Here is a 25,695-nt window from a genome sequence, read left to right on the forward strand (position 1 = left end):
GTTTTACTATAAATCCAGGGCGAGCCTAGGGATGTTTACGATTGATTGCTTTGAGGCTTGATGGTATGCTCATACCCTTATCATTTATGGTAATGATCAAAAACGAAATGAAAATGACTGAATTTGTCTATGTTTAAGTGATATATTGATGATATTATGTTTTGATATACCAAAAGATAGTGATTCTTAGAAGTTGTTGTTTATCAAAACTCAGTAAAACCATATTATCTTTAAACTATTTTACTTCTAAAAATAAATATGTTAAAATCTCACCCTTCCAATGGTTGTGCAGCGATTTCTGTTTTATCGGTTGCCATTGTTTTTTTTGTAGGAATTATCCTTTTTCTTACCCAAAAATCATATTTAATTAATTATTTTGGAGCATCGTCAAATGGTGAAATTGTAAGAATAGATAGTATTCACCAAGGATATTACAAATACGAATTTCAATACGGTATAAGACAATCAAATGGAAAATTTGCTATTGTTACAGAAGGAAATTATAAAAATAAAAACCATCAATTGGGAGAAAAGGTAAAAATAAAAACGTACAAAAATGAATCAGATTTTGAGGCCCAATCTCCAAATTTTTATTTGTTGATACCTTTACTTTTGGTGTTTGCTCTTTTTGTACGAATATATTTTGTTTTCAGATAACTTCTTATTAAATAAGATATATTGCATAAATATATCTTATTTAATAAGAAGTTTTAAGTAGTTTAATATTATTCCACTGTGCTCGGCTTCGTGAAAGTTAGCAGCTTGAAGTGCTTGAATGTGATTATTTATAAAGATGCCAATCGGTAAGCTAAAGGGTTGGTATTTAACAAATATACCCGATTCTAGATCTTTACCCAGTTGATTTACTGTATAAAGTAATAAATGTTTTATTTCATCAATGTCTGGAATTGAAGTTGCTACATTTGACTGGACATTAAGTTAAGAGAATTTAATAACTTAACAGACTTATGTCAAGAGAAAGAAAAGTTTATACCAAAGAGTTCAAACTGATGAGCGTTGAACTGAGCAACACGCGTAGCGACCTTAGCGCGCTGGCCAGGGAACTGGATATTAGCCCAGCATTATTGTATAGGTGGCGAAAGGAACATTCTGTAAAACAAGGAAGTAGTTTCTCTGGGAATGGAAAAGTTATCTTGAGTGAGAGTGAACAGGAGTTAGCACGATTAAGAAAAGAACTTCGGGAGACACAGATGGAACGGGATATATTAAAGAAGGCTGTAAGCATCTTCTCCAAGAGCGACACCAAATATTCAGGTTCATAAGGGACAATAGGGAAATATTTTCAGTCGAGAAGATGTGTCAGGTGTTCAAGGTGAGCAGAGCGGGCTACTACAACTTTTTAAAGGGTATCCCTTCAAATAGAAGTATTGAAAACCAACAGATTACTATGGAAATCCAGGATGCATTTATAAGAAGTAAAAATACTTACGGCAGTCCGCGTATTACCAGAGAACTACACAAAAAGAATATTAAAATATCCAGAGTGAGGGTAGCCAAACTGATGAGAAAGGCCGGGTTAAGAAGTATTGTCAAGAAAAAATTTAAGGTGACCACAGACTCCACCCATAAGTTTTCGGTACCGGAGAATATATTGGACCGTGATTTTAAACCGGGAACACTTGGTGCAGTATGGGTATCAGACATCACTTACATCAAAACGCAGCAGGGATGGTTGTATCTGACAACTGTAATCGATCTGGGAGATCGAAAAGTAATTGGATGGGCTTTAAGTGAGACTATGAATGCGGTAGATACGGTGATTTCTGCTTTTAAAATGGCACAAAAAGCAAGGCCAATCACCCAGAAACTAATATTCCATTCCGATCGTGGCGTACAGTATGCCTGTCATGAGTTCAGCTCTATGGTGGAAAAAAATCCACTCATCATAAGAAGCATGAGTAGAAAGGGAAATTGCTGGGATAATGCTGTCGCTGAAAGTTTTTTCAAGACACTGAAAGCGGAATGTATATATCAGCATAAATTCGCTCACAGGAAGCAAGCTGCGCTTATTGTCTTTGAATATATTGAGACTTGGTACAACCGAAAAAGGCAACATTCTGCCTTAGGATACTTATCACCAGAGGAGTTTACTAGAAAAATAAATAAACAAAATATTGCAGCTTAACTAGGTGTCCATTTTATTGTTGCAATTCCAAATACTTTTCCAAGTATGTGGGGAAGTCCCAATTTTGAACATTTCCATAAATTCCTGTGATATATGCATTGGTAATCCACTACGCATATACATATGCCGCTGCTGAGATGTGATGCAGTGACCAATTTGCCAAACTATATTATTGTTAAAGTTTTCTGGAATTTTAAATAATATTTTGTTATCAACTGTTTCTATTAATTGTAATAGCCTAGTTCTGCTAGCTTTTAAAATTTCAAATTCAAATAATTCATTAGTCATATTATTGATTTACACCAAATATAAAGAAAGGAGAATGCTTTCTTTATTAAAGATACGGCTCTTAAACAATTATATTTATTTTATTTAAAAACTCCACTTATCCAAACTATCCTGATGGTAAGTACTGAAGTTGCTACATTTGACTGGACATTAAGTTAAGAGAATTTAATAACTTAACAGACTTATGTCAAGAGAAAGAAAAGTTTATACCAAAGAGTTCAAACTGATGAGCGTTGAACTGAGCAACACGCGTAGCGACCTTAGCGCGCTGGCCAGGGAACTGGATATTAGCCCAGCATTATTGTATAGGTGGCGAAAGGAACATTCTGTAAAACAAGGAAGTAGTTTCTCTGGGAATGGAAAAGTTATCTTGAGTGAGAGTGAACAGGAGTTAGCACGATTAAGAAAAGAACTTCGGGAGACACAGATGGAACGGGATATATTAAAGAAGGCTGTAAGCATCTTCTCCAAGAGCGACACCAAATATTCAGGTTCATAAGGGACAATAGGGAAATATTTTCAGTCGAGAAGATGTGTCAGGTGTTCAAGGTGAGCAGAGCGGGCTACTACAACTTTTTAAAGGGTATCCCTTCAAATAGAAGTATTGAAAACCAACAGATTACTATGGAAATCCAGGATGCATTTATAAGAAGTAAAAATACTTACGGCAGTCCGCGTATTACCAGAGAACTACACAAAAAGAATATTAAAATATCCAGAGTGAGGGTAGCCAAACTGATGAGAAAGGCCGGGTTAAGAAGTATTGTCAAGAAAAAATTTAAGGTGACCACAGACTCCACCCATAAGTTTTCGGTACCGGAGAATATATTGGACCGTGATTTTAAACCGGGAACACTTGGTGCAGTATGGGTATCAGACATCACTTACATCAAAACGCAGCAGGGATGGTTGTATCTGACAACTGTAATCGATCTGGGAGATCGAAAAGTAATTGGATGGGCTTTAAGTGAGACTATGAATGCGGTAGATACGGTGATTTCTGCTTTTAAAATGGCACAAAAAGCAAGGCCAATCACCCAGAAACTAATATTCCATTCCGATCGTGGCGTACAGTATGCCTGTCATGAGTTCAGCTCTATGGTGGAAAAAAATCCACTCATCATAAGAAGCATGAGTAGAAAGGGAAATTGCTGGGATAATGCTGTCGCTGAAAGTTTTTTCAAGACACTGAAAGCGGAATGTATATATCAGCATAAATTCGCTCACAGGAAGCAAGCTGCGCTTATTGTCTTTGAATATATTGAGACTTGGTACAACCGAAAAAGGCAACATTCTGCCTTAGGATACTTATCACCAGAGGAGTTTACTAGAAAAATAAATAAACAAAATATTGCAGCTTAACTAGGTGTCCATTTTATTGTTGCAATTCCATACCGTTACCAAGCAGCTGTATCAACTATCCAGGATACAATTCTATTTTTTTTAGAACGATTTCTAATCTGAAAAAGAGCCCTTAAGGACTTTTCGGTATCTCCCAGATACCGCTTACATTCACCTAGTTTTACTCAGATAGCCATCGCCACCAACATATTTTTGCTATACACATAAAAACAAAAGAATATGGCAAATCTCTTTTTAATTAAAGAGACAATGGCGGCTATGCGATGCATTTCGGCTGCTGAAATTACAGCATTAGAGAACGGAACTTATGAGGGAAAGAGTCTTTTGCGGGTAATAATCAATTGTGAAAATTGACTGATTTCTTTTTAAACTTTATAGATTACATCCACATCAAGATTTACTTCAGTAAAAGTATCCAAAAAGAATTTTGCTGAAGTAAATCTTGAGCCCAAATTGAGAAAATATAAATATGAATAAATTATAATCAAATACTTTTTCTGCCTGTTTTTTTATTATTATACAAAGCTGGAGATATTGAAATAAACAACTACATCGTGCCAATCCTGCCGAATGAAATTTTATCCAACGTTGATTTGCTGTCTTTCTTAATTTTTGGGAAAAAGTGCAGTTCAAAGAGAAACCCATCCATTGCAATGCACCTATAATTACAACACCTTTGTAATATCAAATAAATAAGCATTACAATTTAATATTAAACATTATGAAAAATTTAATTTTAGCATTCGGATTATTGACAACATTGGTATCGACTGGAGCATATGCGCAGCAATCTGGCGTCAAGCGCACAGACCTTCAAAAACACACTCTGGAAGTTGCAGGATACGAAACAATCCAAGCACGGATAGACTTAGAACCAGGCACAGCTGTAGGAATGCATTCCCATCCGGGGGAAGAAGTTATCTATGTACTTGAAGGTACTTTTGAATACCAGTTGGAAGGCGATAAACCTGTTATTCTGAAGGCTGGTGAGGTACTTTTTATTCCAGCAGGAAAGTACCATTCGGCCAAGAATATTGGAAAAAGTAATGCATCAGAACTAGCAACTTATATTGTTAAGAAAGACAAGCCCCTGCTTGTGTTCAAAAAATGATTCAATAAACGGTATTCACTTTGCTTTCTTCGGTAAAAAAGATTTTCTAAAGCGAGGTGAAAAAATTTATTATGTAATAATTGGTTTAAAATAGGTAATCTTTAACTGTCCTGAATTGAGATTACCCATTTTTACCGGTTTAACATGAATAAAAATGAATGTCTTGAAATTTTAAATAAATTTGTCCTTTGCATGCATCATACAATGGAAAATTTAAGGAAACATATTGAACAAATAACGGCTCTTACCGATGAAGAATTTACCTATGTCTCATCAATGTTTACTGTTAAAAAGCTTAGGAAACATCAGTTTTTGATACAGGAAGAAAGTGAGGTTCAGAATGATTATTGGGTGGTTAAAGGTTTGTTAAAAGCGTACCATATTGATGAACATGGAAAAATGCAAATTTTGCAATTCGCAATGGAAGATTGGTGGATTTCGGATTATCGAGCATATCATTTTCAGACCCCAGCAACCATTGTTATTGATTGCATAGAAGATTCGGAGCTACTTGTTATTTCCAAGCAAAACAAAGAAAACCTCTGTAACCATTCGCATACAATGGCCAATTTTTTTAGAAAAAAGTCAAATCTTGGATACGTTGCGCTTCAACAACGGATATTACTTCTGCTAAATAGAAATCCACAAGATCGTTATAATCGACTTTTTGAGCTCTGCCCTCGATTATTGCAAAGGATCCCGAAGACCTTACTTGCGTCATACCTTGGCATATCACGAGAAACTTTAAGTAGATTACAACATCCGTAAATTAGTGATTTGAATCACAAAAATTTTGTGATCTGATACCTTTCTCTCCTTTTAAAATTATATCAACTTTGTCAAATAAACGTTTAAAATGATCCGGGAATTTTCATTCAAACAATTTGGTAACTTAGAATTTAGCAAATCGTCTTTACAAGAGCATACGTTAACTGAAATAGACGGACATATCAAGATTCTTTTTATTCCTGAAAATGCGATTATTCAAGTTGATTTTCAGGAAATTGAAATGAAAACTGATTCGCTGTTATTTATTAATCCCAATGTAGTCTTAAAGCCCTGCGAGACCATCGGTGGGCAACTGATGCACTTTAACAAAGATTTTTACTGTGTCGAAATTCATGATCAGGAAGTGGCTTGTGACGGTATTTTGTACAATAACGTCTTCGAAATCCCTTTTATTAATCTAAACGAAGAGCAGTCTGCTGAGATTCAAAAGATCATACGGGATATTCAGGTTGAAATGGAGCAGGAAGATTCGAGCACGGAAGAGATGTTAAGGATACTCTTAAAGATGATTATCCTTAAATCAACACGCATCTGGAAAAAGCAGCATCAGCTCGCCAGTGGAGATCAACAGGCCGACGTACAGTTCTTAAGAAAATTCAGCAAGCTGGTCGAACAGCATTATAAAACACGGCATACAGTTGCAGACTATGCAGATCTGCTCTTTATTACCCCTAAAAATTTGAGTAAAAAGATCGGATTGGTCAGTAGGGAAACTCCAAATGAAATTATTAAAAACCGGATCATTCTGGAAAGCAAACGCCTTTTGGCCCATACAACAATGACCGTAAAAGAGATCGCCTACAGCCTCAACTATGAGGACGATGCTTATTTTATCCGGTTTTTTATAAAGAATACGGGGATTTCACCGATTACGTTTAGAAAACAGTTCAAATGAAATAGCACTCAAGCACCGAAAAGCACAATCGCCAGATTGTGCTTTTTTCGTTTTGGGATTGTCCGTAAAGGCTCTTCGGAAGCGATGCGCGCAAAAAAAAAACGGCTGTCTAACAAGAAGAGAAAAAAGTGCAATGCAAGGAGAAAACCATCCATTGTATGGGGGCCGAAATTGCGCCAACTTTGTCTTATCAAAATAACAATTAAATAACAAAGACATGAACAAATTTACAGTAAAAGACGGAACAGAAATTTATTTCAAGGACTTAGGAACAGGACAACCTATTTTCTTCCACCATGGATGGCCATTATCATCTGATGACTGGGATGCACAGATGATGTTTTTTTTGGGAAAAGGCTACCGGGTAATTGCCCATGACCGAAGAGGTCACGGTAGATCGACGCAAACTTACCAAGGCAACGACATGGATACTTATGCTGCTGATGTGGCTGAGTTGGTTGCTTTTCTCGATCTAAAAAATGCCATACACGTTGGGCATTCGACCGGCGGCGGTGAAGCTATACGCTATGCCGCAAAATATGGTCAAGGCCGAGTTTCAAAAGTAGTCTTGATAAGCGCGGTTACTCCTTATATGATTGCGGATGAAAATAATCCAGAAGGAGTTCCTTTAGCCGTATTTGATGATATCCGTCACAATACATTGCACAACAGACAGCAGTTTTATCAGGATCTAACGATCCCTTTCTACGGTTATAATAGAGCGCAGGCGATCGTAAAAAAAGGGATACAGGACAATTGGTGGAGACAGGGTATGATGGGCGGTATAAAAGCGCATTACGACTGCGTCCGGGTATTTTCGGAAACGGATTTTACAGAAGATCTTAAAAATGTGGAAATGCCTGTGCTTGTCCTACATGGTGATGATGACCAAATCGTCCCTTATCGCACAACCGCTGTGAAAGCTGCAGAACTTCTCAAAAAAGGCAAGCTTATTATTTATCCCGGTTTTTCACATGGTATGCCGACCATCAATGCCGATGTAATCAACGAAGATATTCTGGCATTTATCAAAGCCTAGGCATAAAGCGCAAAAAGTGCAATCCAAGGGGGAAACGGTCCATTGCAATAGGCGTGGAATTAGGCCACCTTTGTACCATACATTATAATAATAACAACGAACAAGCAAAATCAGCAATCATGAAAAAGTTAGTTTTCGCATTTACACTGTTTGCAGCCTTATTGTCCAGTACAGTATTTGCACAGACCAAAAGAGCCCCCGCATCATTGGGTCGGGAAGAATACATAGAGGTAGAGAAAAATGTCCGGTTACATGTAACGGATCTCGGAGAGGGCCAGCCCCTTGTTTTAATTCACGGCTGGCCGTTGAGTGATGCCATGTACGAATATCAATATGCTGATTTCCTACAGAAAGGTTATCGCGTGATCGGCATTACCCTGAGGGGCTTTGGACTATCTGATAAGCCGGCGGGAAAATATAATTACGATGTTTTCGCGGATGATATTAAAGTGGTACTCGATAAGTTGAAAATTGAAAATGCAACAATAGGCGGTTTCTCCATGGGGGGTGCTACCGTCGTCCATTATGTTGCGAAATACAATGCTGCCCATATTGCTAAAATGGCACTTTTTGGCGCAGCGGCGCCAATCTGGACGAAACGTGCTGACTTTAATTATGGTCTATGGACCAAAGAGGATGTCAATGGCTTGATCACCCTTAACAATACCAATCGTCCGGAGCTATTTGCAACATTTGGTAAAATATTCCCTGCCAATGAGAACAGTGTATCTGCTGGCCATGCTGCTTGGCTGGGAAGTATACAGGCTCAGGCTTCCCCTTATGCAATGGGGGAAGGACTAAAGACTTTAAGGGATACTGACCTGCGTGAGGACCTGAAAAAAATAACAGTCCCGACATTAATCCTCCATGGAAAGCTTGATAAAATCTGTTCCTACGACCTTGCCGAGCAGATGAGAACTTTGCTCAAAAATTCAACCTTAATTCCATTCGAAAAAAGTGGTCATGCGCTTTTTATCGAAGAACCGGAAAAATTCAACACTGAACTATCTAATTTCATTCAAAAATAGATGCAAACTAAAAGAGGTTAGTTGATAAAGCTAACCTCTCTTTTATAAATTTAATTCATGAATAAGCTCTTATTATTTCTACCGGTATTTTTAATGATTTCTTGTAGCCTAAAAAAAGACATCACAATTATCAGCTATGCTGACTTACCAAAACCAATTGGCCCTTATAACCATTCCACGAGCTACGGCAATCTGATATTTGTATCGGGTCAGATAGGGGTGGATCCAAAAACAAATACCCTTAAGCACGGAATTGAAGAACAAACGGTTCAGATCTTTAAAAATTTAAAGACCATTCTTGAAAACAATAATTCAGATTTACAACATATAACCAAGACTACGATTTTTATGACGGACATAAAGCAATTCGAGAATGTTAATAAAATATACAGTACTTATTTTAACAATCGTTTCCCTGCTAGGAGTACCATAGAAGTAGTTGCATTACCCATGAATGCAGGCATAGAAATAGAATGTATAGCGATTAAGAAACCGTTCTAATTTTCAGGCAAGCTTAAATTTAGACTTAAGGTCAAAATGACTGGCTTTTGATGTGATTTTATAAAAAACCATAGTAAATGGAAGTACTCTTTAAAGTTTGGGAAACTGGCGAAAGGGAATATTTGAATTTCTTTGAAAGTAATTCATTAGAACAACCGAAACGTTCCATCCAGTAAATTAGGTAATGTGAACTTCCGAATTGATGTATTTGATATTATGACAACTGACAGTAAGCCTCAAATGATACTTATATATTTTAATGACTCCTTCCTAAAACTAAAAGCTATTACCACTCCATTTTTTCTAAACTCACAGTTCCGCTCATATTAACATTTGATAGGTGGGTGTAAGAGCAATCTAACTGTTTAAGTTCTCTTAATCCATACACATTAAGATCAACTAACGGATTATCCCTCAGAGACAGTTCTTCAAGATTAGTAAATTTACTAAAATCCAATTTCGACAATTGATTCTCGTCTAATCTGATCAGCTTTACTGCAGGGCATCCGGTTACATTAAACTCTATGAGTATGTTTTTCTGAAACTCGATATGTACAAGATTTGGAAGATCAGAAATGTTCACTTTGCTGACTGCATTCTGTAGCATTTTTATCTCTTCAAGCTTTTGCAGTCCTGTTAAATCTATGGTGCTAATTTTATTCTGGTGAATGTGTAAAGTCCGGAGGTTTGTCAGCCCCCTAAGGTTGATGCTTTGGATCTGGTTATCGTATCCAAATATCTCTTCCAGATTTTTCATGCCTTCTAAGTCCAATACTTTTACCTGATTGTTCCAAAAGCTCAGCTCTTTTAAGTTAGTGAAATTTTTAATGCCAACCAACGAACTAATATCTGCTTTATCAAGACTTAGCCTCGTTACTTTCTGTGCTTCAGATAGCTGGATTTCTTGATCTCCATTAAGATCAATACCCGCAGTAACCAATTGCTTTTTGAAATTCGGATCGGGTATTTTTATAGTTTGAGCTAGACTAGTGAAAGATACCGACATCCCAACGATGATAATGTATAAATACCAATGTTTTTTCATGATTTTCCCTGATTTTTAATTACTCACCGTTACATTTACAACTGCGCCAGCTTCTTTGACTTCAACAAATCCACTTACTTCATTCTCAATAAAAACGTCGTAATGATGATCCTCATAAATTGGCGAAGATCCTAAAGCATATCCGTAAACATTATAAGAGGTGCTCGTTCCTGTTTGCACGGCAACGGTTTTTTGCCTGGCAAATGCAATCCAACTAATGATATAATATTTCCCAGGTTTCAGGTTGGTAAACTGAAAAGTACCTTTATCATCCAAAAATCTGCCTTCTATCCGATACGTAAATGCAACAGGGCTCATTGTAGCCTGCTTTTTACGACTATTAAATTTTTTCTTTAACTCCAGAAACTCGGTGAAATAGGGTGTTACTGGGAATAGTAGGATCTGGCTTCCTTTAACCCCAAAATTATCTTTCCCTTTTTTCTTAAGTGTAGCGGTGCCTTCTATGGTAGCGCTTCCTCTTTCCATCAATCTTGCTGTCTCTGCTTCATTAAAAGGCGTAGTGGGAAGAACCCATTGAGGAGCTTTCTGTGCATAAGCAATGCTGCAACATAAAAAAAGCAACAAATTAATCGATAATATCTTTGGCAATGTTTTCATATTTTTATTGCTTCAATTTTTTGTGCATTTAAAATTTAGTAGAACTTATGGCTTATTAATAACGTCAGCTTCATTTTTTGAGCTCAAAAGTTGTGCCATCAGTTGCGGTTAAGGTGATTTTAATTATATTAGTTATAATCGCTAGCTAATCTCCGTAATCTATGGTAGAAACTGGAATTGCTACTGGATTAAACAGCATATATCGAGAATTGCATAAATTTGAGAGAGGGCTTCGACCTTATCAAAACAATATACAACAGACTATGAAGATTTTTTTAAAAATACTTTTAATTTTAGGTGGGATTGGGTTTGTCCTTTTTGTAGGTTTTATGGGTATAATGATTGCCGCTTTTGGCAGCTTTGATAAAGATTATTCCATATCGGAACTTAAAGAAAACTTTGAGGAAAAGGAGGATGAAATTTATGAACTCAAAAATTATATAAACAAGATCATTCCGCCTGACAAATCAGTTGAGATAGAATTTGAGAACAACAATACTTTAGGTATTTTTCTGGAAGAAGACCAATTAATTTATTTGTGTCAGAAATTACTGCTACTAAATAAAATATTAGAAGACGAAGGACAAGTACATCCATTGGAATTCGAGAAATTAAGACTCGAGTCTTCTAAGTTAATGACATTTTCCAGTTGATGATAACTAGTGTAACAATTGAAAGAAAATTTTAGATAATTTTTTTACTGGCATGCATTTCAGTAAATTTGATTTATAACATAAACTTTAAGTAAGAATGGAAAAGTATAATTACGGAGTCATTGGTCTGGGTGTAATGGGAAGAAATCTGCTTTACAATATTGCCGATAATGGTTTTTCTGCCGTAGGATTCGATTTAGATGAAGAAAAGGTAATAGAACTTCGTAAAGGAGTGGCTTCAGGTACAAAGGTTGTTGGATCTGTTTCTCTAGAGGAATTTGTGCTAAGTTTAGACAGTCCGCGAAAAATTATTTTGATGGTTCCTGCAGGCAAACCAGTTGATGCTGTTCTTGAAAGCATAACACCGCTTCTGAGTCCAAAAGATATTGTAATTGATGCGGGAAATTCTTATTTCAAAGATACCGAGAGACGTATAGCTGATTTGGCTTCTAAAAACCTTCATTTTATGGGAATGGGAGTTTCTGGAGGAGAGCAGGGCGCAAGAAGAGGACCGAGTATTATGCCGGGTGGAGATTTGGAAGTTTTCAATTTGGTGAAGCCCATGCTGGAAGTTATTTCGGCAAAAGTAAACGGAGAACCTTGCACCGCTTATATGGGGAAAGGAGCTGCAGGGAATTATGTTAAAATGGTTCACAACGGAATTGAATATGCCATCATGCAGTTAATCAGTGAAGCATACGATTTACTGAGAAAAGGAGTTAATCTCACCAATGAACAATTATATGAAGTTTTCAAAAGATGGAATGAAGGCGAGATGAATTCTTTTCTTATTGAAATAACAAGAGATATTTTCCAGCAAAAAGATGATGTAACAGACGGTTTTCTTGTCGACAAGATTTTAGATAAAGCAGGAGCAAAAGGAACCGGAAAATGGACCTCCGAGCAGGCTATGGAAATTGGTGTGTCTATTCCAACCATCGATATTGCAGTAACATCAAGAATTTTATCCGCTTACAAAGATGAGCGAGTGAAAGCATCTCAATTATATGCTAAAGAAGAAGTAAAAACTCCTGAAAATACAGAATTGTTCATCAAAGAGGTGGGGGATGCTTTGTATTTATCTACTTTAATCAGTTATGCTCAAGGTTTGGCATTATTGGTAAAAGCTTCTGAAGAATATCAGTTTGAAATTCCGTTAAAAGATGTTGTTAAAATCTGGAGGGGTGGATGTATCATCCGTTCTGTTCTATTGGAAAAATTTTATCTGGCTTATTCAAAATACGAGAACTTATCTAATATTTTATTGGATCAGGAAATTTCAGAAATTGTAAAAGATAAAATTTCGTCATTAAGAAAAACAGCTGCTTTTGCTGTATCAAACGGAATTCCAAGCTTAGGAATTCAGTCGGCTCTAGGGTATTTCGAAGCTTACACCACAGCATCTTTGCCTGTAAACTTGCTTCAGGCTCAGCGTGATTATTTTGGTGCGCACACTTACCAAAGAACTGACAGAGAAGGAGTCTTTCATACTTCATGGCAAAACCTAAATAACTAAATCCTAACAATGAGTGACAATACAGTCCTGCATCCAACAACGATCGTTATTTTTGGTGCAACAGGGGATTTGGCAAAAAGAAAGCTTTTTCCTGCATTTTACAATTTATATATCGATGGCAGAATGCCAAAAGGTTTTAATATTTTAGCTTTAGGAAGAGCCGAAAATACGGATGAAAAATTCAGCGCTTATATTAAAGAAAATCTGGAGAGTTTTTCCAGGAAGACTGTAATCAAGGAAGATTGGGCTGGCTTTCAGGCTCACATCAGCTATTTTCAGCATCAGCTTGATGAAGAAAGCTCTTATCAGAATTTATATCAGAAACTGGAAAATTTTGATAAGGTGTACGGAATGAGAGGAAACAGACTTTTCTATTTGTCCATTGCACCAAACTTTGTATCGGTAATTTCAAATCATCTTAAAAATACGTCAATAGCATCTGATCCTGCAACAGATCGAATTATTATCGAAAAACCTTTTGGTCACAATAAAGAATCTGCCATTGAGCTGAATAATCTTCTTTCACAAACTTTCCAGGAAGAACAGATTTATCGTATCGATCATTATTTAGGTAAAGAAACAGTTCAGAATATTTTGGCGTTCAGGTTCGGAAATTCAATTTTTGAACCACTTTGGAACCACAGACATATAGAATCGGTGCAGATTACAGTTGCCGAAGAAGTAGGAGTGGAAACAAGAGCCAGTTTTTATGAGCAGACAGGAGCTTTGCGCGATATGATTCAGAACCATCTTTTGCAAATTCTTTGCATGGTTGCTATGGAACCTCCGGCCTCACTCGAATCAGGTGAGATCAGGGATCGTAAAGTTGATGTTTTAAAATCCATCCGTAGGATTTCTCCCGAAAAAGTAGATCATTATGCGGTAAGAGGACAGTACGGACGAGGCAAAGTAAATGGACTAAAAGTAAATGGCTATCGCCAGGAAGAGGGAATTGCTCCTGATTCCAATACGGAAACATTTGTCGCTATTAAGTTTTATCTGGATAATGAAAGATGGGAGGATGTTCCTTTTTATGTTCGTACCGGGAAGAAGATGAAAGAAAAGCATTCTTATATAACGATTCAGTTTAAGCCACTTCCAAATTCTACGTTTTCAGAAAGCACTTCGCTTCTGTCTGCTAACCGATTGGTTATTAATATTCAGCCACAAATGGACATCAGATTGCAGTTTATGTCTAAAAAGCCAGGCTTGTCTTTAGAGCTTAAACCTGTGGAAATGATTTTCGATAATTTTGCCTGTCAGACCGATACTCCCGAAGCTTATGAAACTCTTTTATTGGAAGCACTTGTGGGAGACCTTACACTGTTTATGCGCTCTGATCAGGTCGAAGAAGCTTGGGATGTGATAAAAACGATTCAGGAAACCTGGGAAAAAACCAAAGACCCATCTTTCCCAAATTATGCTTCGGGAAACTGGGGACCTGATGACAGTGATGCACTGGTAGAGCGGCAGGGACATCAGTGGGTTTAAAATCTAATTAAAAGAAAATGAATATTACAATATTTAATAATCTGGATGCTTTATATAAAAAAACAGCTGATACATTTGTTGAGCTTTCGAAACAAGCAATCCAGAGGCATGATAAATTTGTGGTTGCGTTGAGTGGAGGCTCTTCACCGAAAGCCATCTTTAGTTTATTAGCTACTCCCGAATATGCAGATAAAATAATTTGGGACAAAATCTATTTTTTTTGGGTAGATGAAAGATGGGTTCCTCTTGAAGATGAGAAAAGTAATTTTAAGATGACTTTGGAAGTACTTTTGAATAAAGTTCCAGTCAATGAAAATCAGATTTTCCCCATGTATAAAGACGGAATTGAGCCTGAAAATTATGCTAAAGAATACGAAGCTCAAATCAGAAATGTTTTGGGAGCTGACGGTATTTTTGATTTCATCCTTTTAGGAATGGGTGATGATGGGCACACAGCTTCTCTTTTTCCAGGTGAAAAGATTTTACAAGAAAAAGAAAAATGGGTTGATGCCTACTATTTAAAGCCACAGGAAATGTTCAGAATTACGTTGACTGAACCTATCATCAATAAAGCTGAAAATATTCTGATTGTTACATTTGGTAAATCCAAGAAAAACGCTTTGAATGAAGTTCTTAATGGTGTATATAATCCTGAACTATATCCGCTACAGTTAATTGAAAGGAAAGCAGGAGTCCAGATTTTTACTGATAAAGAAGCTGGAATTTAATTGTCTTTTCGTCCGAATGCCTTTATTTTCAATTGTACTTTTGGGGTACGCAATATGCATGCGAAGAAATGAAAAAAATACTCTTTTTGACTCTTATATCAGCATTTTCCTTGGGTGTAGCCTATGAACAAGAATCTCTTGATTGAATACTTCTTGGTTCTCAAACCCTCCATAAATTGAAAGGATGACTGGAGCTTTCAATATTGTGGTTCTGTGATCAGGTATATGGTAATGTGATCTCTAGGCAATCTCGAACCACACTTATAAAATTAGCATAATGCTACATTTTCAGTTATTTTAAATTAACTACCATGATGCTGCTTACAAACATAGTGTTAGCGGCTCCAATATCTCTTTAACATCTGGAATGTCCGATCCGAGTGCTAATTGGTCCGGTTTAACTATAATGTCCTTATTTAGCTTGTGTGATTGATTTAAGTTTGCTTTATAATCATTCTTAAAAAGATAATAATGAAAACAATTAGAAAATTTACAATCACAGGCGCATTATGTGTATCCCTTTTTTCCGCTGTAACAATTTCATGTAGTGATGACAACGAGTTTCCGACTGAACAGGAGTCGTCGCTGGCAAATCATAACAATGCAAAAACTAACTTTATCAGCGTGAAAGGAGTAGAGTTTGCTTATCGCAGCTGGGGTAAGGAAGGAGGGATACCTCTAGTGTTATTGCCAGGAACTGGTGGTTCTATGGACGATTGGGATCCCGCGGTGACCAATGGACTCGCAAAACAATATAAAATAATCATTTTTGATAACAAGGGAGTGGCTTCATCCAAAGGGACAACTCCTAATTCAGTCCAAGCAATGGCTAATGACGCTATTGATTTTATCAAAGCAATGAACCTTGGAACCGTAAATATCATGGGATTCTCAATGGGAGGATTTGTCGCCCAAAGAATTGTGTTAACAGATCCAGCAATAGTTAATAAGATTATTTTGGTTGATAGTGGACCTAAAGGAGCAATCGGTCTTGCAAATCTTCCAAATATTGTTGCAGGAACTGCTGGACTTACCGCAGAAGAATCCTACTTAAAATTCGGATTTACTGATTCACAAGCAAGCATTGCGGCAGGAAAAGCGTCGTTTGCCCGTGTACATCTACGTGCTGTTGATCGAGATCCGGCACTAAGTGATGCTACTTCAACTGCTCAATTTACTGCGGTACTAGCATGGGCGCAACCTGATGCAAATGCGCTTGAGGAAATTAAAACCATTAAAAAACCTGTTCTAATCATTCATGGCGATAAGGATCTTCCAATTTCTGTTCAAAATGCCTATAATATGAAACAAACTTTAGAGAACGCTTTACTAATTGAGTTTTCAGATTCTGGACATGCGGCTTTTTATCAGAATCATGAAGCATTCTTAATAAAAGCACTTGAATTTTTAGCACAATAACATACTAAACAACAAAAAGCTTCTCGATGTGTCTAGAGACTATCGGAACGATTGTCCCTTTGCGACAACCAAAAATAGGGTAGGCAATGTTGAAAATGGAGTAATTAGCCCAGCAGTTTATTGCGGTTTATGCCATAACACATTAACAATGTTGGACATTTTGGATCGATGGAAAACGCTGAAGTTCTTATTGAATGAATAAAAAGGGACTTTACAAACAAGTAGTGAGCAATCTAATTGGGAACAATAGCAGCTTTGACTTTTAATTCTGGGGCAGATCAACTGTAGTAGTGATCTGCCCATTTTTATTTTATATAGTACCAGGGAATATAATTTTTAAAGTAGAGAACAGGCTAAGGTTGAACTGGAATAAAATGTAAAGTATCTTTTCGAATTACAAGCAAACATCATTTTGTAATGACTTTACTATTTTGAGTTCCTTGAGCTAATCTATTTATAATGTCGTGTAGATCTTCAAATTTCTAGAAGACATTTTAATGCCTAATGGAAATTGTCGGTGAGAAGTTTAACGCGACTATTATGACGATCAATTAATAGGCTAAATCAGTGAAATAGATCAACTAGGTTTGCATAATAAATTGTTATTATAGAGAGGGAAGGACGAGATTTTAGGTCTATCAGATTTGATCTTACCATTTGTGCTGCTTTCAACATAACTACACTTATAAATATGAATGGCTTTCTGTTGACGGTCATTGTAGAGGTAAATTGCTCGTGGTTATTATGTGCTATCTATTGAAAAAAACATTAATGCACAAATGCCTGATAAAACTACCGGGCATTCTTACTGAAATAATTACCTAAAATTATTTCAAAACGGATAAAATTAAACTATATGGATCAGGGATAAAACACAGCTTATCTGGAGGCTGCTATAATCACATTAGCGACTTCCTGCGGGTGGGAAATGAATACGGCGTGGCTCGCTCCTGTAATCTCCGTGCCGGATCTTTTGTACATATTTCTTAAGTTACTTGGTATTATCTGGTTTTATGATTTATATAAAATGGTTGTTTTAGCCTAACGTTCTTCTAGCCAATTCAGGAACATGGCGGTTTTATCTTTGCCGATCAAAAGTTTTTCTTCTGTTGGAACGGTCAGTTTTACAAAGAGTTTTCTTCCAAAATAATGCTCAACTTCCTTTACGGCAGAAAAATTGATGAGATACTGTCTGTTGAGTCTAAAAAACTGTTTATCGGAAAGGATGCTTCCCAAATGATCCAAAGATTGGTTAACATCATATTGTTCGCCTTTAAAGGTTACAAGGGAAGGGGAGGTATAGTTGATATAAATATAGGCGATATCATCCGTTTTGACTGTAAGGTATTTATTATTTTTAAAAACCAGGAAACTCGTTTTCTTGCTTTCTTGATCGTTGATCCGACTGATTATATCTACAAGATCATTGGCAGAGGTTTTCTGGAAAATATTTTTAAAATTATGCACTTTCTCAAAGGCATTTTTTAGATCATCTTCCGAGAATGGTTTGAGCAGATAATCAATCCCGTTTTCTTTAATAGCTTCCATCGCGTATTCACCGAAAGCTGTGCAAAAAATTACTGGACATACGATTTTAACAGCTTTAAAGATGTCAAAGCTAATACCATCGGAAAGCTGGATATCCATAAAAATAAGCTCTGGCGATGGGTTATTGGACAAATAGTCTATAGCACCTTCGACACTTTGGATCTTTGCCAGAATCCGAGAACCTGGCTGCAAATGTAATATCAGATTTTCAAGTGAACGTGCAGCTTTAATTTCGTCTTCAATTATTAGGATGTTCATATAATATGGGAAGTTTTATGGTGAATTTTTCGTCTGTTGCCGTAATGATAATATTTTTTTGGGTGAGATGGAGGTACCGTTGATTGATATTTTTGAGTCCCATTCCGGTGGAAGGTTCAGGAATTTTCCTTTCCTGCAGGTTATTCTCAATGACCAAATAATCTTCTTCCTGATAGATCGCAATGTAAAGCGGTTTCTCCAACGAAACAATATTATGTTTGATGCAGTTTTCTACTAATAGCTGCAGTGTAAAAGGAGGGATGTAAGTGTCATAGCTATCAATTCCAAGATTTTGTGTCACAAAAAGGCCTTCTTCAAAACGGGCTTTCAATAGATATACGTACGATTCCATAATGGCCAGTTCTTCTTTTAATGTTAGGACTTTAAGCTTTAGACTTCCAAGAGTAAATCTATAGAAGTCAGCAAGTTTTAAGATAAATTCCGAAGATTGCTCATCATGGCTCTCTACCATATATTTTAGGGTGTTGAGACTATTAAAAAGAAAATGGGGATTTACCTGTTGTTTTAAAAGTTCATATTGTGCTTCAAGATTTGCAGCCATCGAACGTTCCAGTTCGCGTACGAATTGTTGATTAAGATAAGTCTGGTATAATATATGGATAAACATATAAAACGTTAGGTTGATCAATATCCCTCTTACCTCGTACATTAATATTTGGGGGCCGAAATTTAGGTGAGATAGAATGTAGTATTGAATAGAAGAAAGGAAAAACATCAGTATTAAACCCACTCCCAATCCCCTAAACAGCTGACCTGACAGTACTTTTTTACTGCCTGTTTTCTTTGTATAAGCAGGTATCGAATAGATATTATAATACCAGATTAATAAGGCAAAACCGGATGTTACAGCAAAATCGGCTATACCCTCGGCCACAACAAAGTGATGGTCTACAATTTTAGGGATTGAGGTTAATATTCCCAATGAAATCGAACTAATCCATATCAGACGACCTGAAATTTCAAAAGGTATTTGCTTTTTGGGTTTAAACATTTTAGTGAAGGTTATTTTCTGTTTGAAGTTATGTTTTTTATGGGTTATTTAAATCAAAACTCATAAAAAATCATTTTTTAATCTTGAGACAAATTCTCAGTGTAATCAATAAAGTGGATTTTGTTGAACGCGTAGTACGTAAGGGCCAGGACTATAAAGGCGATTATCGCATCGATTGCCGAAGGTAAGCCAAGCACTACAATCTTTGAGAAGAAAGCGAAAGTGATGTCAAAAAACATCCCTGCAAAAATCCATTCCTTAATCCTATTGAAACGATTTGGAATAAGGAAAATGATACTTCCTACAATTTTAAATATACCTAGTATATAAATGAAATGTGCCGGATATCCAAGTTGTAGTGTAATATCCCAGACCACCGGACTTCTTGTCAGCTCAAAGAAACTACTAGCGCCAAACCATAATGACATAAAGATCCGTCCGCCAAGATAAATTTTTGTATAAGTTGAATGTTGCATGATCAATTTTTTTGTCTTTTGAGCGTGTTATTAAAATTATTTTATACTGTTATGATGAATAATCGTTGTTTACTGTGCCATTATGTCGGCTTCAATGATCGCGTCGGCGAAAGCCTCCGGTGCTTCCTGAGGTAGGTTATGGCCAACACCACCATTTAAAGTATGATGCTTATACTTACCTTTATATTTTGATGCATAGCTTGCTGGCGGCGGAAAGGCTGCCCCATTTGCATCTCCTTCAAGGGTCACTGTGGGAACTGTAATATCTGGAGCTTTTGCCAGTCTGTCTTCCAGGTCGTCGTATTGTTTTTCGCCTTTGGCCAATCCCAACCGCCAACGGTAATTATGGATGACAATATCCGTATGATCCGGGTTCTCGAATGACTTTGAGGAACGTTTATAGGTCTGGTCATCAAAGTTCCATTTTGGTGAAGCTGTTTTCCAGATCAGTTTATTGAATTCCTGTGTATTTGCTTTGTAGCCTTTATAGCCCCTTTCAGTGGAGAAATAATATTGATACCACCATAAAAATTCGGCATTTGGTGGAAGCGGGGTTTCGTTCGCTTTGGGGCTACCAATAAGATATCCACTTACAGCGACCAACGCCGAACAACGTTCAGGCCACAATGCTGCGATAATATCCGCGGTTCTGGCTCCCCAGTCGAACCCACCGATGACCGCCTTTTTAATTTTCAGTGCATCCATAAATTTGATGATATCAAGTGCGACCGCAGACTGTTGCCCGTTTCGCATAGTTTTGGCAGAAAGAAATGTTGTGGTTCCGTACCCCCGCAGGTAAGGTACCAGTACACGGTATCCCTTTTTGGCGAGGATAGCGGAGGACTGTTCAAAGCTGTGGATATCGTATGGCCATCCATGAAGAAGGATTACCGGCTTACCGTTTCTTGGGCCTATTTCAGCATATCCTACGTTTAGGAGCCCCGCTTGGACAGTTTTAGTCTGCTGGAAATTTATCATATCTTCTGTTTCGCTCTTCTTTTCATTAACCGACGTTTGTGCATTCAGTTTGGAGATTCCTGCTCCCATCATCATGATGATGAAAAATGTGAGCATCTTTGTCATTGTATTTAGTTGCATATTCATTGTGTCAATATTTAAATGGATTTAAATTTTTAAGCGTTGGAGAATTACTGAGGTAATTTTAGGGGCTGATAATCAAGGATCGAACTGATGCGCTGCTTGCTGGATTCATCCGAAGAAACCTTTCCGAATTCGATTCCGTAGTCGAGATTTCCCATTTGATTGCTTTTAACGGTCTCGACACTTAACAACTCACCATTGACCTTACTTCCAAAATAATTTGGGTCATCTTGCATCTTATAGGTCACGAGCTTAAGCTCTACTCCTATAATTCCTTTTTTGGTTTCCAGTGCTGAAATTCCCTTTTGATTGCCATACAGCGCAGACATGGTCTGTAGGGTTTGATTAAAAGAAGATGAAATAAACTTCAGACTTCCCGAATCAAACATAAAGCGGATTTTTCCAGTTTCTTTTTCAGGATTCTTGGCACATGAGCCAAAAATTAAACTACTGAATAGAAGTATGTATAAGACTTTTTTCATTTTGAGCGGTTTTTAAATATTGTTCAATTAATTTCCTGGAATTTACTTTTGGTGGTACATTGAAAAGATAGCCTGTCGATTCTGCTAGCTGCCTGTGGCAACTGATACATGACTGCTGTGCGAACAATGCAGTTTTTCCTGTTGGTTTCAATTCCTGTCCATTGAATTTTGCAAATCCCCAGCCTTCAGTTTCTGTATATTCTTTCCCGTCTTTGACCATGTATTGCATGTTCACAAAGTCACCCGGTACAATTTCACCATTTGCTTTTTTTGTCTGTTTGAAAACTGCCTTTGCTACTGCGCTTCCATCAGGCCATGGATGAAAATTTTCCTCCTGAATCGCTTTTACAGCGATGTCATTACCGTAGATTACCCGTATGCTGTTGTCAATGAGTGTGCTCATGCCGATCACTTTCCAATTTTTGAATTCGGCATTGTAGCTGATCCCATTGGGAGAAACTGGAACTCCAGATTGTATGGCGGTAGTCAAATGTTCTACTTTAGGACCAGCTTTCACAGGGCTTATTGTTGTATGTGCAGGAATAAAACTGTCTTTTTTTGAAAGAGACAAAGCAAACTGCTTTATGGTCTCGATCTCATTTGGTGAGAGTTTAGCTCCTGGATGTGTCATGGCATAGGAGGGAAGAGGCATCTTCTCGGCACGAACCATATTGAATATTGCGTAGAATTTCCCCTTTTGCTCAGCTTCGGATAATTTGTCCCATTCCGAAAAATTCATTACTTCACGGGCTCTCCTGATATCTTTGTTGACGATCCAGGAAATTGGAGCGAGTTTATCTAAGAAAGTGAGATGTTGTGCATTTGAATGACAGTCATAGCAGGAACGTTCTAAAACCTGAGTTACCTCTTTAGGTACATTTTTCATAGGACCGGTTACCGGTCTTTGTTCGATCGGCGCATTGAAAAACTGTAAGGCTATAAAACCTGCTAAGATACAGAGTATGACAATGGGTAATATTCTTATTTGTTTTACGTGCTTCATGATATTTCTCTTTTGTTTTGATAAAATTATAGTAAACAATGCCAGCCGAAAAGATCAAAGGCGTTGAACCGGACATATTGAAAGTTGAATAAAGAATTTTTGGTGTTGAGCTGGACAGTGTATCCTTATAAGTTTAAGCTGGTCGCATCAATGATTTCTCCAGAATTTTGGTTCTGTTCAAAAGCGATAATTTCCCAATCTTCTTTGGTATCTGGAAGTTTGAATGAGAAGCTGTCATTGGCTTGAAGTGTACGGCTTTGCAAGTCCCGGACAATTTGTACATGCGATAGCGCTTTTCCAGCGTTTTCACCTGCTGAGACCTGCGAGGAGGCTTTCTTTTGAACTAGTGCCATGATGATTGTAGAGTTTTTCGATGCTGATGTTGAAGTGTAGCTGATCTGAATAGATTTACCTTTGGATTGTTCCATTTTTACAACCAGGTTTTCCGAATGGGTATCCAGCATTGCCGACTGAATGCTGCGCAATACTTTAGTGGATTCGGAGCCCACTGTTTCTGTCTTACCATTGATTACCATCTGAGGCGTGTATAACGTACCTAGGTTCATCCACGTTGCATATTGTTTCTGTCTTTCGGTGAACTTAGCTTTGCTGAAACGGTCTTTCCATCCCTGATGATCCCAATAATCTACGTGGTAAGCCAGAATAAAAAGTTTCTTGTTTTCGTTATCCTTTTCGAGCCTAGCGATCAGTTCGTCTGCCGGAGGACAGCTCCAGCAACCCTCGGAAGTGAATAGTTCGACGACGGCGAAACTTTTACCCGAGTTTTTTGCTTTGATATTTTCCAATTTCTGGTCATCTGCAAATCCTTTGAAAGCCATAATCAGTGTGATGATCAAAGGTAGACTTAAGACGTATAATATCTCTTTAATAGATTTCATGCTGTTTATTTTTATTTTATTGATGAAAAGATGAATTAAGGATGTTGGTTTGTCAACTATAAACTAAAGATTTTGAGGGCGAAACCGAAGTCTTGGGGTGGGATACAGATTTCATCACTGCATTGCATAAACTGAATTGTCCCCCTGATCGTACCGTTCTTTCCTTTTATTTTGATTCTTTGACTAAACTCAACATCGTTCTCGAAATAGGTTACAGGAATACCCAATACTTTTTCAAACTTTCGGAGTGGTGTGGGTTGGCTCACTTTCCCTACCAGTTCATAAGATTTATCAGGCAGGAATTTAAAGTTCATTTTTATGGGGCTTTTGAAGCTATTACCCAGTGCATACATATGCCATCCTTGGGGTATTTTTGCTTTCATGGAAATTTCACCTTCTTCAGGGGATTTTCTTTTGAGTATACATTCCCATGTTACCTGACCATTGGAGGTCTGGCCTTTGGAATAACCGCAGAATATCATAAGGACTGCGAACATTAAAATTGCTAGCTTGTTCATTTTCTTGTTCTTTTAAATTGTTAAAAAAGTTGTTTTGTTAGGCAGATTTGATCTTAATGATCTGAAAGCATTTCTCATTTTTATTGTAAAGCGTTCCGCTTGCTCCCAAACAGCGAAATGACCGCCCTTTTCCAATTTGTTGAAACCTTAAACCATATTATCTAAGTGATTTGAATGCAGCCCTAAGCTCTTCCGTAAAAATCTGAGGTTGCTCCCATGCAGCAAAGTGCCCTCCTTTTTTCGCTTTATGATAATAATACATCGTGGGATAAGCGGCTTTTGACCAGCTTTCAGGTGCCTGGTAGATTTCATGTGGGAATACGGAAATAGCCACAGGAACTTTTATAGTCTTTGTTTTTTGATGATCTGAACTGAAGTTATTGTTATTATTTTCCCAATAGAAACGTGAAGAGGAAGCCCCAGTATTCGTCAACCAATAAAGTGTAATATCATCCAGGATTGCATCTCTATGGATGACTTTTTCTGGTTGTAGGTCACTTTCTGTCCATTCTGCAATTTTTTCGTACAAGAATGCTGCAAGTGCACTCGGAGAATCAGACAGAAGATAACCTGTTGTCTGTGGTCTTGTCACCATCATTCCACCATAAGCTGCATTTCTTCCAAAGAATGTACTTAGAGAATTATATGCTTTAGCTTCGTCTTCTGAAAGTCCAATAGGAGTAGGGTCACCAGCGTTAATCGGTTTTACTAATTCAGCGGGAATTGTTGCGGGCATCGTAAGGTGTATTCCAAGAAGCCCGGCTGGAGCCTGTCGTGCCAGCGCATCGGAGATCACTGAACCATGATCACCGCCTTCCGAAACATATTTTGTGTAGCCAAGGCGTTTTACCAATACATCCCAAGCTTTGGCTACACGGTCTGGATTCCAGCCTATTTCTTTGGGGATTTCCGAAAAGCCATATCCCGGAATTGCAGGGATAATCACATCGAACGCATCTTCCGCTTTTCCACCATATTTTACAGGGTCAGTCAGCGGGCCAATGGCATCTATGAATTCTAGTGGTGACCCTGGCCAACCGTGGGTAAGGACTACCGGAAGTGCATTGGATTCTTTTGAGCGAACATGAATGAATTGGATATCCAAACCATCAATTTTTGTTATGTATTGCGGAAGAGCATTTAATTTTTTTTCTAGCTTTCGCCAGTCATATCCTTTTCCCCAATACGTTACCAGTTCCTTCAACTGTGCTAATTGAATGCCTTGAGATTCATCATTCACAGTTTCTTTATCGGGAAAACGAGTTTCCGCGATACGTCGTTTGAGCTCGTCAAGCTTTGACTGTGGAATGTTGATCTTAAATGGCCGGATACTAGTGTCTGTTTTTGAAACAGTACTGGTTGTTTTGTTATTTTGAGCACTGGAAATGGTAGGTATACTTAGAGAGCATGCTGCTGCTAAAAGAACCGTTGTAAGTTTTGTTTTCATTGTTTCTTGTTTTAAATTTTTGTTCTGATTTCTTTTTGTTGAGACAAATGTAGACCAGGCCAAAGGCGATAGAAAGAAACAATCGGTTCAAGTGGACATAATAGCTGTCGAGTTGGTTATTTTAATCCGCGAAAAAGATGACGCTATCGTAGGTCATGTTCTGAATAATATAAATAATAATAGCATTAGCTTATAACTTTATTGATTAGCTCATCTTCCATTGAAAGTTGGGGGAGATGTCATATTGGTCTACAGCGCAGAAGCTTTATTATGAAAGCAAAAAGTTTCAAAAATAGAAAACAGCAGTAAATAAACCGCTGTT

27 protein-coding genes are annotated in these 25,695 nt (G+C 37.4%); 15 read left to right on the forward strand and 12 right to left on the reverse strand.

All coding sequences use genetic code 11. The annotated features are described in order from the left end of the window. The first annotated feature begins 258 nt into the window (after positions 1–258). Both OGI71_RS03355 and OGI71_RS03360 read left to right on the forward strand, forming a co-directional pair. Positions 259–657 carry a hypothetical protein gene (locus OGI71_RS03355; protein ID WP_282253882.1) on the forward strand — a complete coding sequence of 133 codons (399 nt, stop codon included), beginning with the start codon at positions 259–261 and terminating at the stop codon, positions 655–657. A gap of 311 nt (positions 658–968) precedes the next feature. Then, positions 969–2,146 (forward strand): IS3 family transposase gene (locus OGI71_RS03360; RefSeq protein WP_282251020.1). Its coding sequence is split into 2 segments (ribosomal slippage): positions 969–1,239 and positions 1,239–2,146, totalling 1,179 coding nucleotides; the frame shifts between segments, so codons are not numbered across the junction. Here the strand turns inward: OGI71_RS03360 and OGI71_RS03365 are convergent. Next, the gene (locus tag OGI71_RS03365) at positions 2,147–2,434 is read right to left on the reverse strand and encodes a DinB family protein (RefSeq protein ID WP_282253883.1); all 288 of its coding nucleotides are present in this window, start codon (positions 2,432–2,434) and stop codon (positions 2,147–2,149) included. Positions 2,435–2,618: 184 nt separating this feature from the next. Here OGI71_RS03365 and OGI71_RS03370 point away from each other — a divergent pair. The 8 genes from OGI71_RS03370 (at position 2,619) to OGI71_RS03405 (ending at position 9,159) form a co-directional block, all read left to right on the forward strand. Beyond that, positions 2,619–3,796 (forward strand): IS3 family transposase gene (locus OGI71_RS03370; RefSeq protein ID WP_282251020.1). Its coding sequence is split into 2 segments (ribosomal slippage): positions 2,619–2,889 and positions 2,889–3,796, totalling 1,179 coding nucleotides; the frame shifts between segments, so codons are not numbered across the junction. A 219-nt stretch (positions 3,797–4,015) separates the two neighbouring features. Next, on the forward strand, positions 4,016–4,150 hold the full coding sequence (locus OGI71_RS03375; RefSeq protein ID WP_282253884.1) for a hypothetical protein: 135 nt from the start codon (positions 4,016–4,018) through the stop codon (positions 4,148–4,150). 367 nt (positions 4,151–4,517) lie between these two features. Next, positions 4,518–4,907 (forward strand): cupin domain-containing protein, encoded by a 390-nt coding sequence (locus tag OGI71_RS03380; protein WP_282253885.1) that lies wholly within the window; start codon positions 4,518–4,520, stop codon positions 4,905–4,907. Between the two features lie 144 nt (positions 4,908–5,051). Beyond that, positions 5,052–5,675: a Crp/Fnr family transcriptional regulator gene (locus OGI71_RS03385; RefSeq protein ID WP_282253886.1), complete on the forward strand. Its 624-nt coding sequence runs from the start codon at positions 5,052–5,054 to the stop codon at positions 5,673–5,675. A gap of 88 nt (positions 5,676–5,763) precedes the next feature. Beyond that, the gene (locus tag OGI71_RS03390) at positions 5,764–6,591 is read left to right on the forward strand and encodes a helix-turn-helix domain-containing protein (protein WP_282253887.1); all 828 of its coding nucleotides are present in this window, start codon (positions 5,764–5,766) and stop codon (positions 6,589–6,591) included. Positions 6,592–6,808: 217 nt separating this feature from the next. Next, a complete protein-coding gene (locus OGI71_RS03395) occupies positions 6,809–7,630 on the forward strand; it encodes an alpha/beta hydrolase (protein ID WP_282253888.1) in 822 nt (273 codons plus the stop codon). A 119-nt stretch (positions 7,631–7,749) separates the two neighbouring features. Continuing rightward, positions 7,750–8,658, forward strand: coding sequence for an alpha/beta hydrolase (locus tag OGI71_RS03400; RefSeq protein ID WP_282253889.1), 909 nt, complete (start codon positions 7,750–7,752; stop codon positions 8,656–8,658). A gap of 57 nt (positions 8,659–8,715) precedes the next feature. Further along, a complete protein-coding gene (locus OGI71_RS03405) occupies positions 8,716–9,159 on the forward strand; it encodes a Rid family detoxifying hydrolase (RefSeq protein ID WP_282253890.1) in 444 nt (147 codons plus the stop codon). Positions 9,160–9,445: 286 nt separating this feature from the next. Here OGI71_RS03405 and OGI71_RS03410 read toward each other — a convergent pair whose 3' ends face one another. Then, on the reverse strand, positions 9,446–10,204 hold the full coding sequence (locus tag OGI71_RS03410) for a hypothetical protein (RefSeq protein ID WP_282253891.1): 759 nt from the start codon (positions 10,202–10,204) through the stop codon (positions 9,446–9,448). Between the two features lie 15 nt (positions 10,205–10,219). Then, on the reverse strand, positions 10,220–10,822 hold the full coding sequence (locus OGI71_RS03415) for a hypothetical protein (RefSeq protein ID WP_282253892.1): 603 nt from the start codon (positions 10,820–10,822) through the stop codon (positions 10,220–10,222). A gap of 161 nt (positions 10,823–10,983) precedes the next feature. Here OGI71_RS03415 and OGI71_RS03420 point away from each other — a divergent pair, with 161 nt between their 5' ends. The 5 genes from OGI71_RS03420 to OGI71_RS03440 all read left to right on the forward strand — a co-directional run bounded on the left by OGI71_RS03420 (position 10,984) and on the right by OGI71_RS03440 (position 16,629). Next, positions 10,984–11,475: a hypothetical protein gene (locus OGI71_RS03420; RefSeq protein ID WP_282253893.1), complete on the forward strand. Its 492-nt coding sequence runs from the start codon at positions 10,984–10,986 to the stop codon at positions 11,473–11,475. A gap of 97 nt (positions 11,476–11,572) precedes the next feature. Continuing rightward, positions 11,573–12,991, forward strand: coding sequence for an NADP-dependent phosphogluconate dehydrogenase (gndA, locus tag OGI71_RS03425; RefSeq protein ID WP_282253894.1), 1,419 nt, complete (start codon positions 11,573–11,575; stop codon positions 12,989–12,991). A 9-nt stretch (positions 12,992–13,000) separates the two neighbouring features. Continuing rightward, complete coding sequence (gene zwf / locus OGI71_RS03430) at positions 13,001–14,482, forward strand: glucose-6-phosphate dehydrogenase (protein WP_282253895.1); 1,482 nt, start codon at positions 13,001–13,003, stop codon at positions 14,480–14,482. 17 nt (positions 14,483–14,499) lie between these two features. Next, positions 14,500–15,210 carry a 6-phosphogluconolactonase gene (gene pgl / locus OGI71_RS03435; protein ID WP_282253896.1) on the forward strand — a complete coding sequence of 237 codons (711 nt, stop codon included), beginning with the start codon at positions 14,500–14,502 and terminating at the stop codon, positions 15,208–15,210. A gap of 471 nt (positions 15,211–15,681) precedes the next feature. Then, positions 15,682–16,629, forward strand: coding sequence for an alpha/beta hydrolase (locus OGI71_RS03440; RefSeq protein ID WP_282253897.1), 948 nt, complete (start codon positions 15,682–15,684; stop codon positions 16,627–16,629). Positions 16,630–17,670: 1,041 nt separating this feature from the next. Here OGI71_RS03440 and OGI71_RS03445 read toward each other — a convergent pair. The 9 genes from OGI71_RS03445 to OGI71_RS03485 form a co-directional block, all read right to left on the reverse strand. Continuing rightward, complete coding sequence (locus OGI71_RS03445) at positions 17,671–18,435, reverse strand: LytTR family DNA-binding domain-containing protein (RefSeq protein ID WP_282253898.1); 765 nt, start codon at positions 18,433–18,435, stop codon at positions 17,671–17,673. Then, positions 18,416–19,447 carry a histidine kinase gene (locus tag OGI71_RS03450; protein ID WP_282253899.1) on the reverse strand — a complete coding sequence of 344 codons (1,032 nt, stop codon included), beginning with the start codon at positions 19,445–19,447 and terminating at the stop codon, positions 18,416–18,418. The genes OGI71_RS03445 and OGI71_RS03450 overlap by 20 nt, the downstream gene beginning before the upstream one ends. 77 nt (positions 19,448–19,524) lie before the next feature. Beyond that, a complete protein-coding gene (locus OGI71_RS03455) occupies positions 19,525–19,923 on the reverse strand; it encodes a DoxX family protein (RefSeq protein ID WP_282253900.1) in 399 nt (132 codons plus the stop codon). A 69-nt stretch (positions 19,924–19,992) separates the two neighbouring features. Next, the gene (locus OGI71_RS03460) at positions 19,993–21,027 is read right to left on the reverse strand and encodes an alpha/beta hydrolase (protein WP_282253901.1); all 1,035 of its coding nucleotides are present in this window, start codon (positions 21,025–21,027) and stop codon (positions 19,993–19,995) included. Between the two features lie 44 nt (positions 21,028–21,071). Continuing rightward, a complete protein-coding gene (locus tag OGI71_RS03465) occupies positions 21,072–21,506 on the reverse strand; it encodes a hypothetical protein (protein ID WP_282253902.1) in 435 nt (144 codons plus the stop codon). Further along, positions 21,472–22,509 carry a heme-binding domain-containing protein gene (locus OGI71_RS03470; protein ID WP_282253903.1) on the reverse strand — a complete coding sequence of 346 codons (1,038 nt, stop codon included), beginning with the start codon at positions 22,507–22,509 and terminating at the stop codon, positions 21,472–21,474. The genes OGI71_RS03465 and OGI71_RS03470 overlap by 35 nt, the downstream gene beginning before the upstream one ends. A 125-nt stretch (positions 22,510–22,634) precedes the next feature. Then, on the reverse strand, positions 22,635–23,408 hold the full coding sequence (locus OGI71_RS03475) for a DUF1223 domain-containing protein (protein ID WP_282253904.1): 774 nt from the start codon (positions 23,406–23,408) through the stop codon (positions 22,635–22,637). Positions 23,409–23,464: 56 nt separating this feature from the next. Beyond that, positions 23,465–23,926 carry a protein-disulfide reductase DsbD domain-containing protein gene (locus OGI71_RS03480; RefSeq protein ID WP_282253905.1) on the reverse strand — a complete coding sequence of 154 codons (462 nt, stop codon included), beginning with the start codon at positions 23,924–23,926 and terminating at the stop codon, positions 23,465–23,467. Between the two features lie 157 nt (positions 23,927–24,083). After that, positions 24,084–25,373, reverse strand: coding sequence for an epoxide hydrolase family protein (locus tag OGI71_RS03485; protein ID WP_282253906.1), 1,290 nt, complete (start codon positions 25,371–25,373; stop codon positions 24,084–24,086). Between the last annotated feature and the right edge of the window lie 322 nt (positions 25,374–25,695).

Origin of the sequence: Sphingobacterium sp. ML3W, from assembly GCF_029542085.1 — a bacterium.
In the GTDB taxonomy this organism is placed as follows: Bacteria; Bacteroidota; Bacteroidia; order Sphingobacteriales; family Sphingobacteriaceae; genus Sphingobacterium.

Bases quoted from the DNA above. Each gene is read 5' to 3' on its own strand.
- OGI71_RS03450 (WP_282253899.1), bottom strand. From the start codon at position 19,447: ATGTTTAAACCCAAAAAGCAAATACCTTTTGAAATTTCAGGTCGTCTG.
- OGI71_RS03375 (WP_282253884.1), top strand. From the start codon at position 4,016: ATGGCAAATCTCTTTTTAATTAAAGAGACAATGGCGGCTATGCGATGC.
- OGI71_RS03420 (WP_282253893.1), top strand. From the start codon at position 10,984: ATGGTAGAAACTGGAATTGCTACTGGATTAAACAGCATATATCGAGAA.
- OGI71_RS03485 (WP_282253906.1), bottom strand. From the start codon at position 25,373: ATGAAAACAAAACTTACAACGGTTCTTTTAGCAGCAGCATGCTCTCTA.
- OGI71_RS03470 (WP_282253903.1), bottom strand. From the start codon at position 22,509: ATGAAGCACGTAAAACAAATAAGAATATTACCCATTGTCATACTCTGT.
- OGI71_RS03385 (WP_282253886.1), top strand. From the start codon at position 5,052: ATGAATAAAAATGAATGTCTTGAAATTTTAAATAAATTTGTCCTTTGC.
- OGI71_RS03460 (WP_282253901.1), bottom strand. From the start codon at position 21,027: ATGAATATGCAACTAAATACAATGACAAAGATGCTCACATTTTTCATC.
- OGI71_RS03415 (WP_282253892.1), bottom strand. From the start codon at position 10,822: ATGAAAACATTGCCAAAGATATTATCGATTAATTTGTTGCTTTTTTTA.
- OGI71_RS03410 (WP_282253891.1), bottom strand. From the start codon at position 10,204: ATGAAAAAACATTGGTATTTATACATTATCATCGTTGGGATGTCGGTA.
- gndA (WP_282253894.1), top strand. From the start codon at position 11,573: ATGGAAAAGTATAATTACGGAGTCATTGGTCTGGGTGTAATGGGAAGA.
- OGI71_RS03475 (WP_282253904.1), bottom strand. From the start codon at position 23,408: ATGAAATCTATTAAAGAGATATTATACGTCTTAAGTCTACCTTTGATC.
- OGI71_RS03355 (WP_282253882.1), top strand. From the start codon at position 259: ATGTTAAAATCTCACCCTTCCAATGGTTGTGCAGCGATTTCTGTTTTA.
- OGI71_RS03380 (WP_282253885.1), top strand. From the start codon at position 4,518: ATGAAAAATTTAATTTTAGCATTCGGATTATTGACAACATTGGTATCG.
- zwf (WP_282253895.1), top strand. From the start codon at position 13,001: ATGAGTGACAATACAGTCCTGCATCCAACAACGATCGTTATTTTTGGT.
- pgl (WP_282253896.1), top strand. From the start codon at position 14,500: ATGAATATTACAATATTTAATAATCTGGATGCTTTATATAAAAAAACA.
- OGI71_RS03365 (WP_282253883.1), bottom strand. From the start codon at position 2,434: ATGACTAATGAATTATTTGAATTTGAAATTTTAAAAGCTAGCAGAACT.
- OGI71_RS03465 (WP_282253902.1), bottom strand. From the start codon at position 21,506: ATGAAAAAAGTCTTATACATACTTCTATTCAGTAGTTTAATTTTTGGC.
- OGI71_RS03390 (WP_282253887.1), top strand. From the start codon at position 5,764: ATGATCCGGGAATTTTCATTCAAACAATTTGGTAACTTAGAATTTAGC.
- OGI71_RS03455 (WP_282253900.1), bottom strand. From the start codon at position 19,923: ATGCAACATTCAACTTATACAAAAATTTATCTTGGCGGACGGATCTTT.
- OGI71_RS03440 (WP_282253897.1), top strand. From the start codon at position 15,682: ATGAAAACAATTAGAAAATTTACAATCACAGGCGCATTATGTGTATCC.
- OGI71_RS03480 (WP_282253905.1), bottom strand. From the start codon at position 23,926: ATGAACAAGCTAGCAATTTTAATGTTCGCAGTCCTTATGATATTCTGC.
- OGI71_RS03405 (WP_282253890.1), top strand. From the start codon at position 8,716: ATGAATAAGCTCTTATTATTTCTACCGGTATTTTTAATGATTTCTTGT.
- OGI71_RS03445 (WP_282253898.1), bottom strand. From the start codon at position 18,435: ATGAACATCCTAATAATTGAAGACGAAATTAAAGCTGCACGTTCACTT.
- OGI71_RS03395 (WP_282253888.1), top strand. From the start codon at position 6,809: ATGAACAAATTTACAGTAAAAGACGGAACAGAAATTTATTTCAAGGAC.
- OGI71_RS03400 (WP_282253889.1), top strand. From the start codon at position 7,750: ATGAAAAAGTTAGTTTTCGCATTTACACTGTTTGCAGCCTTATTGTCC.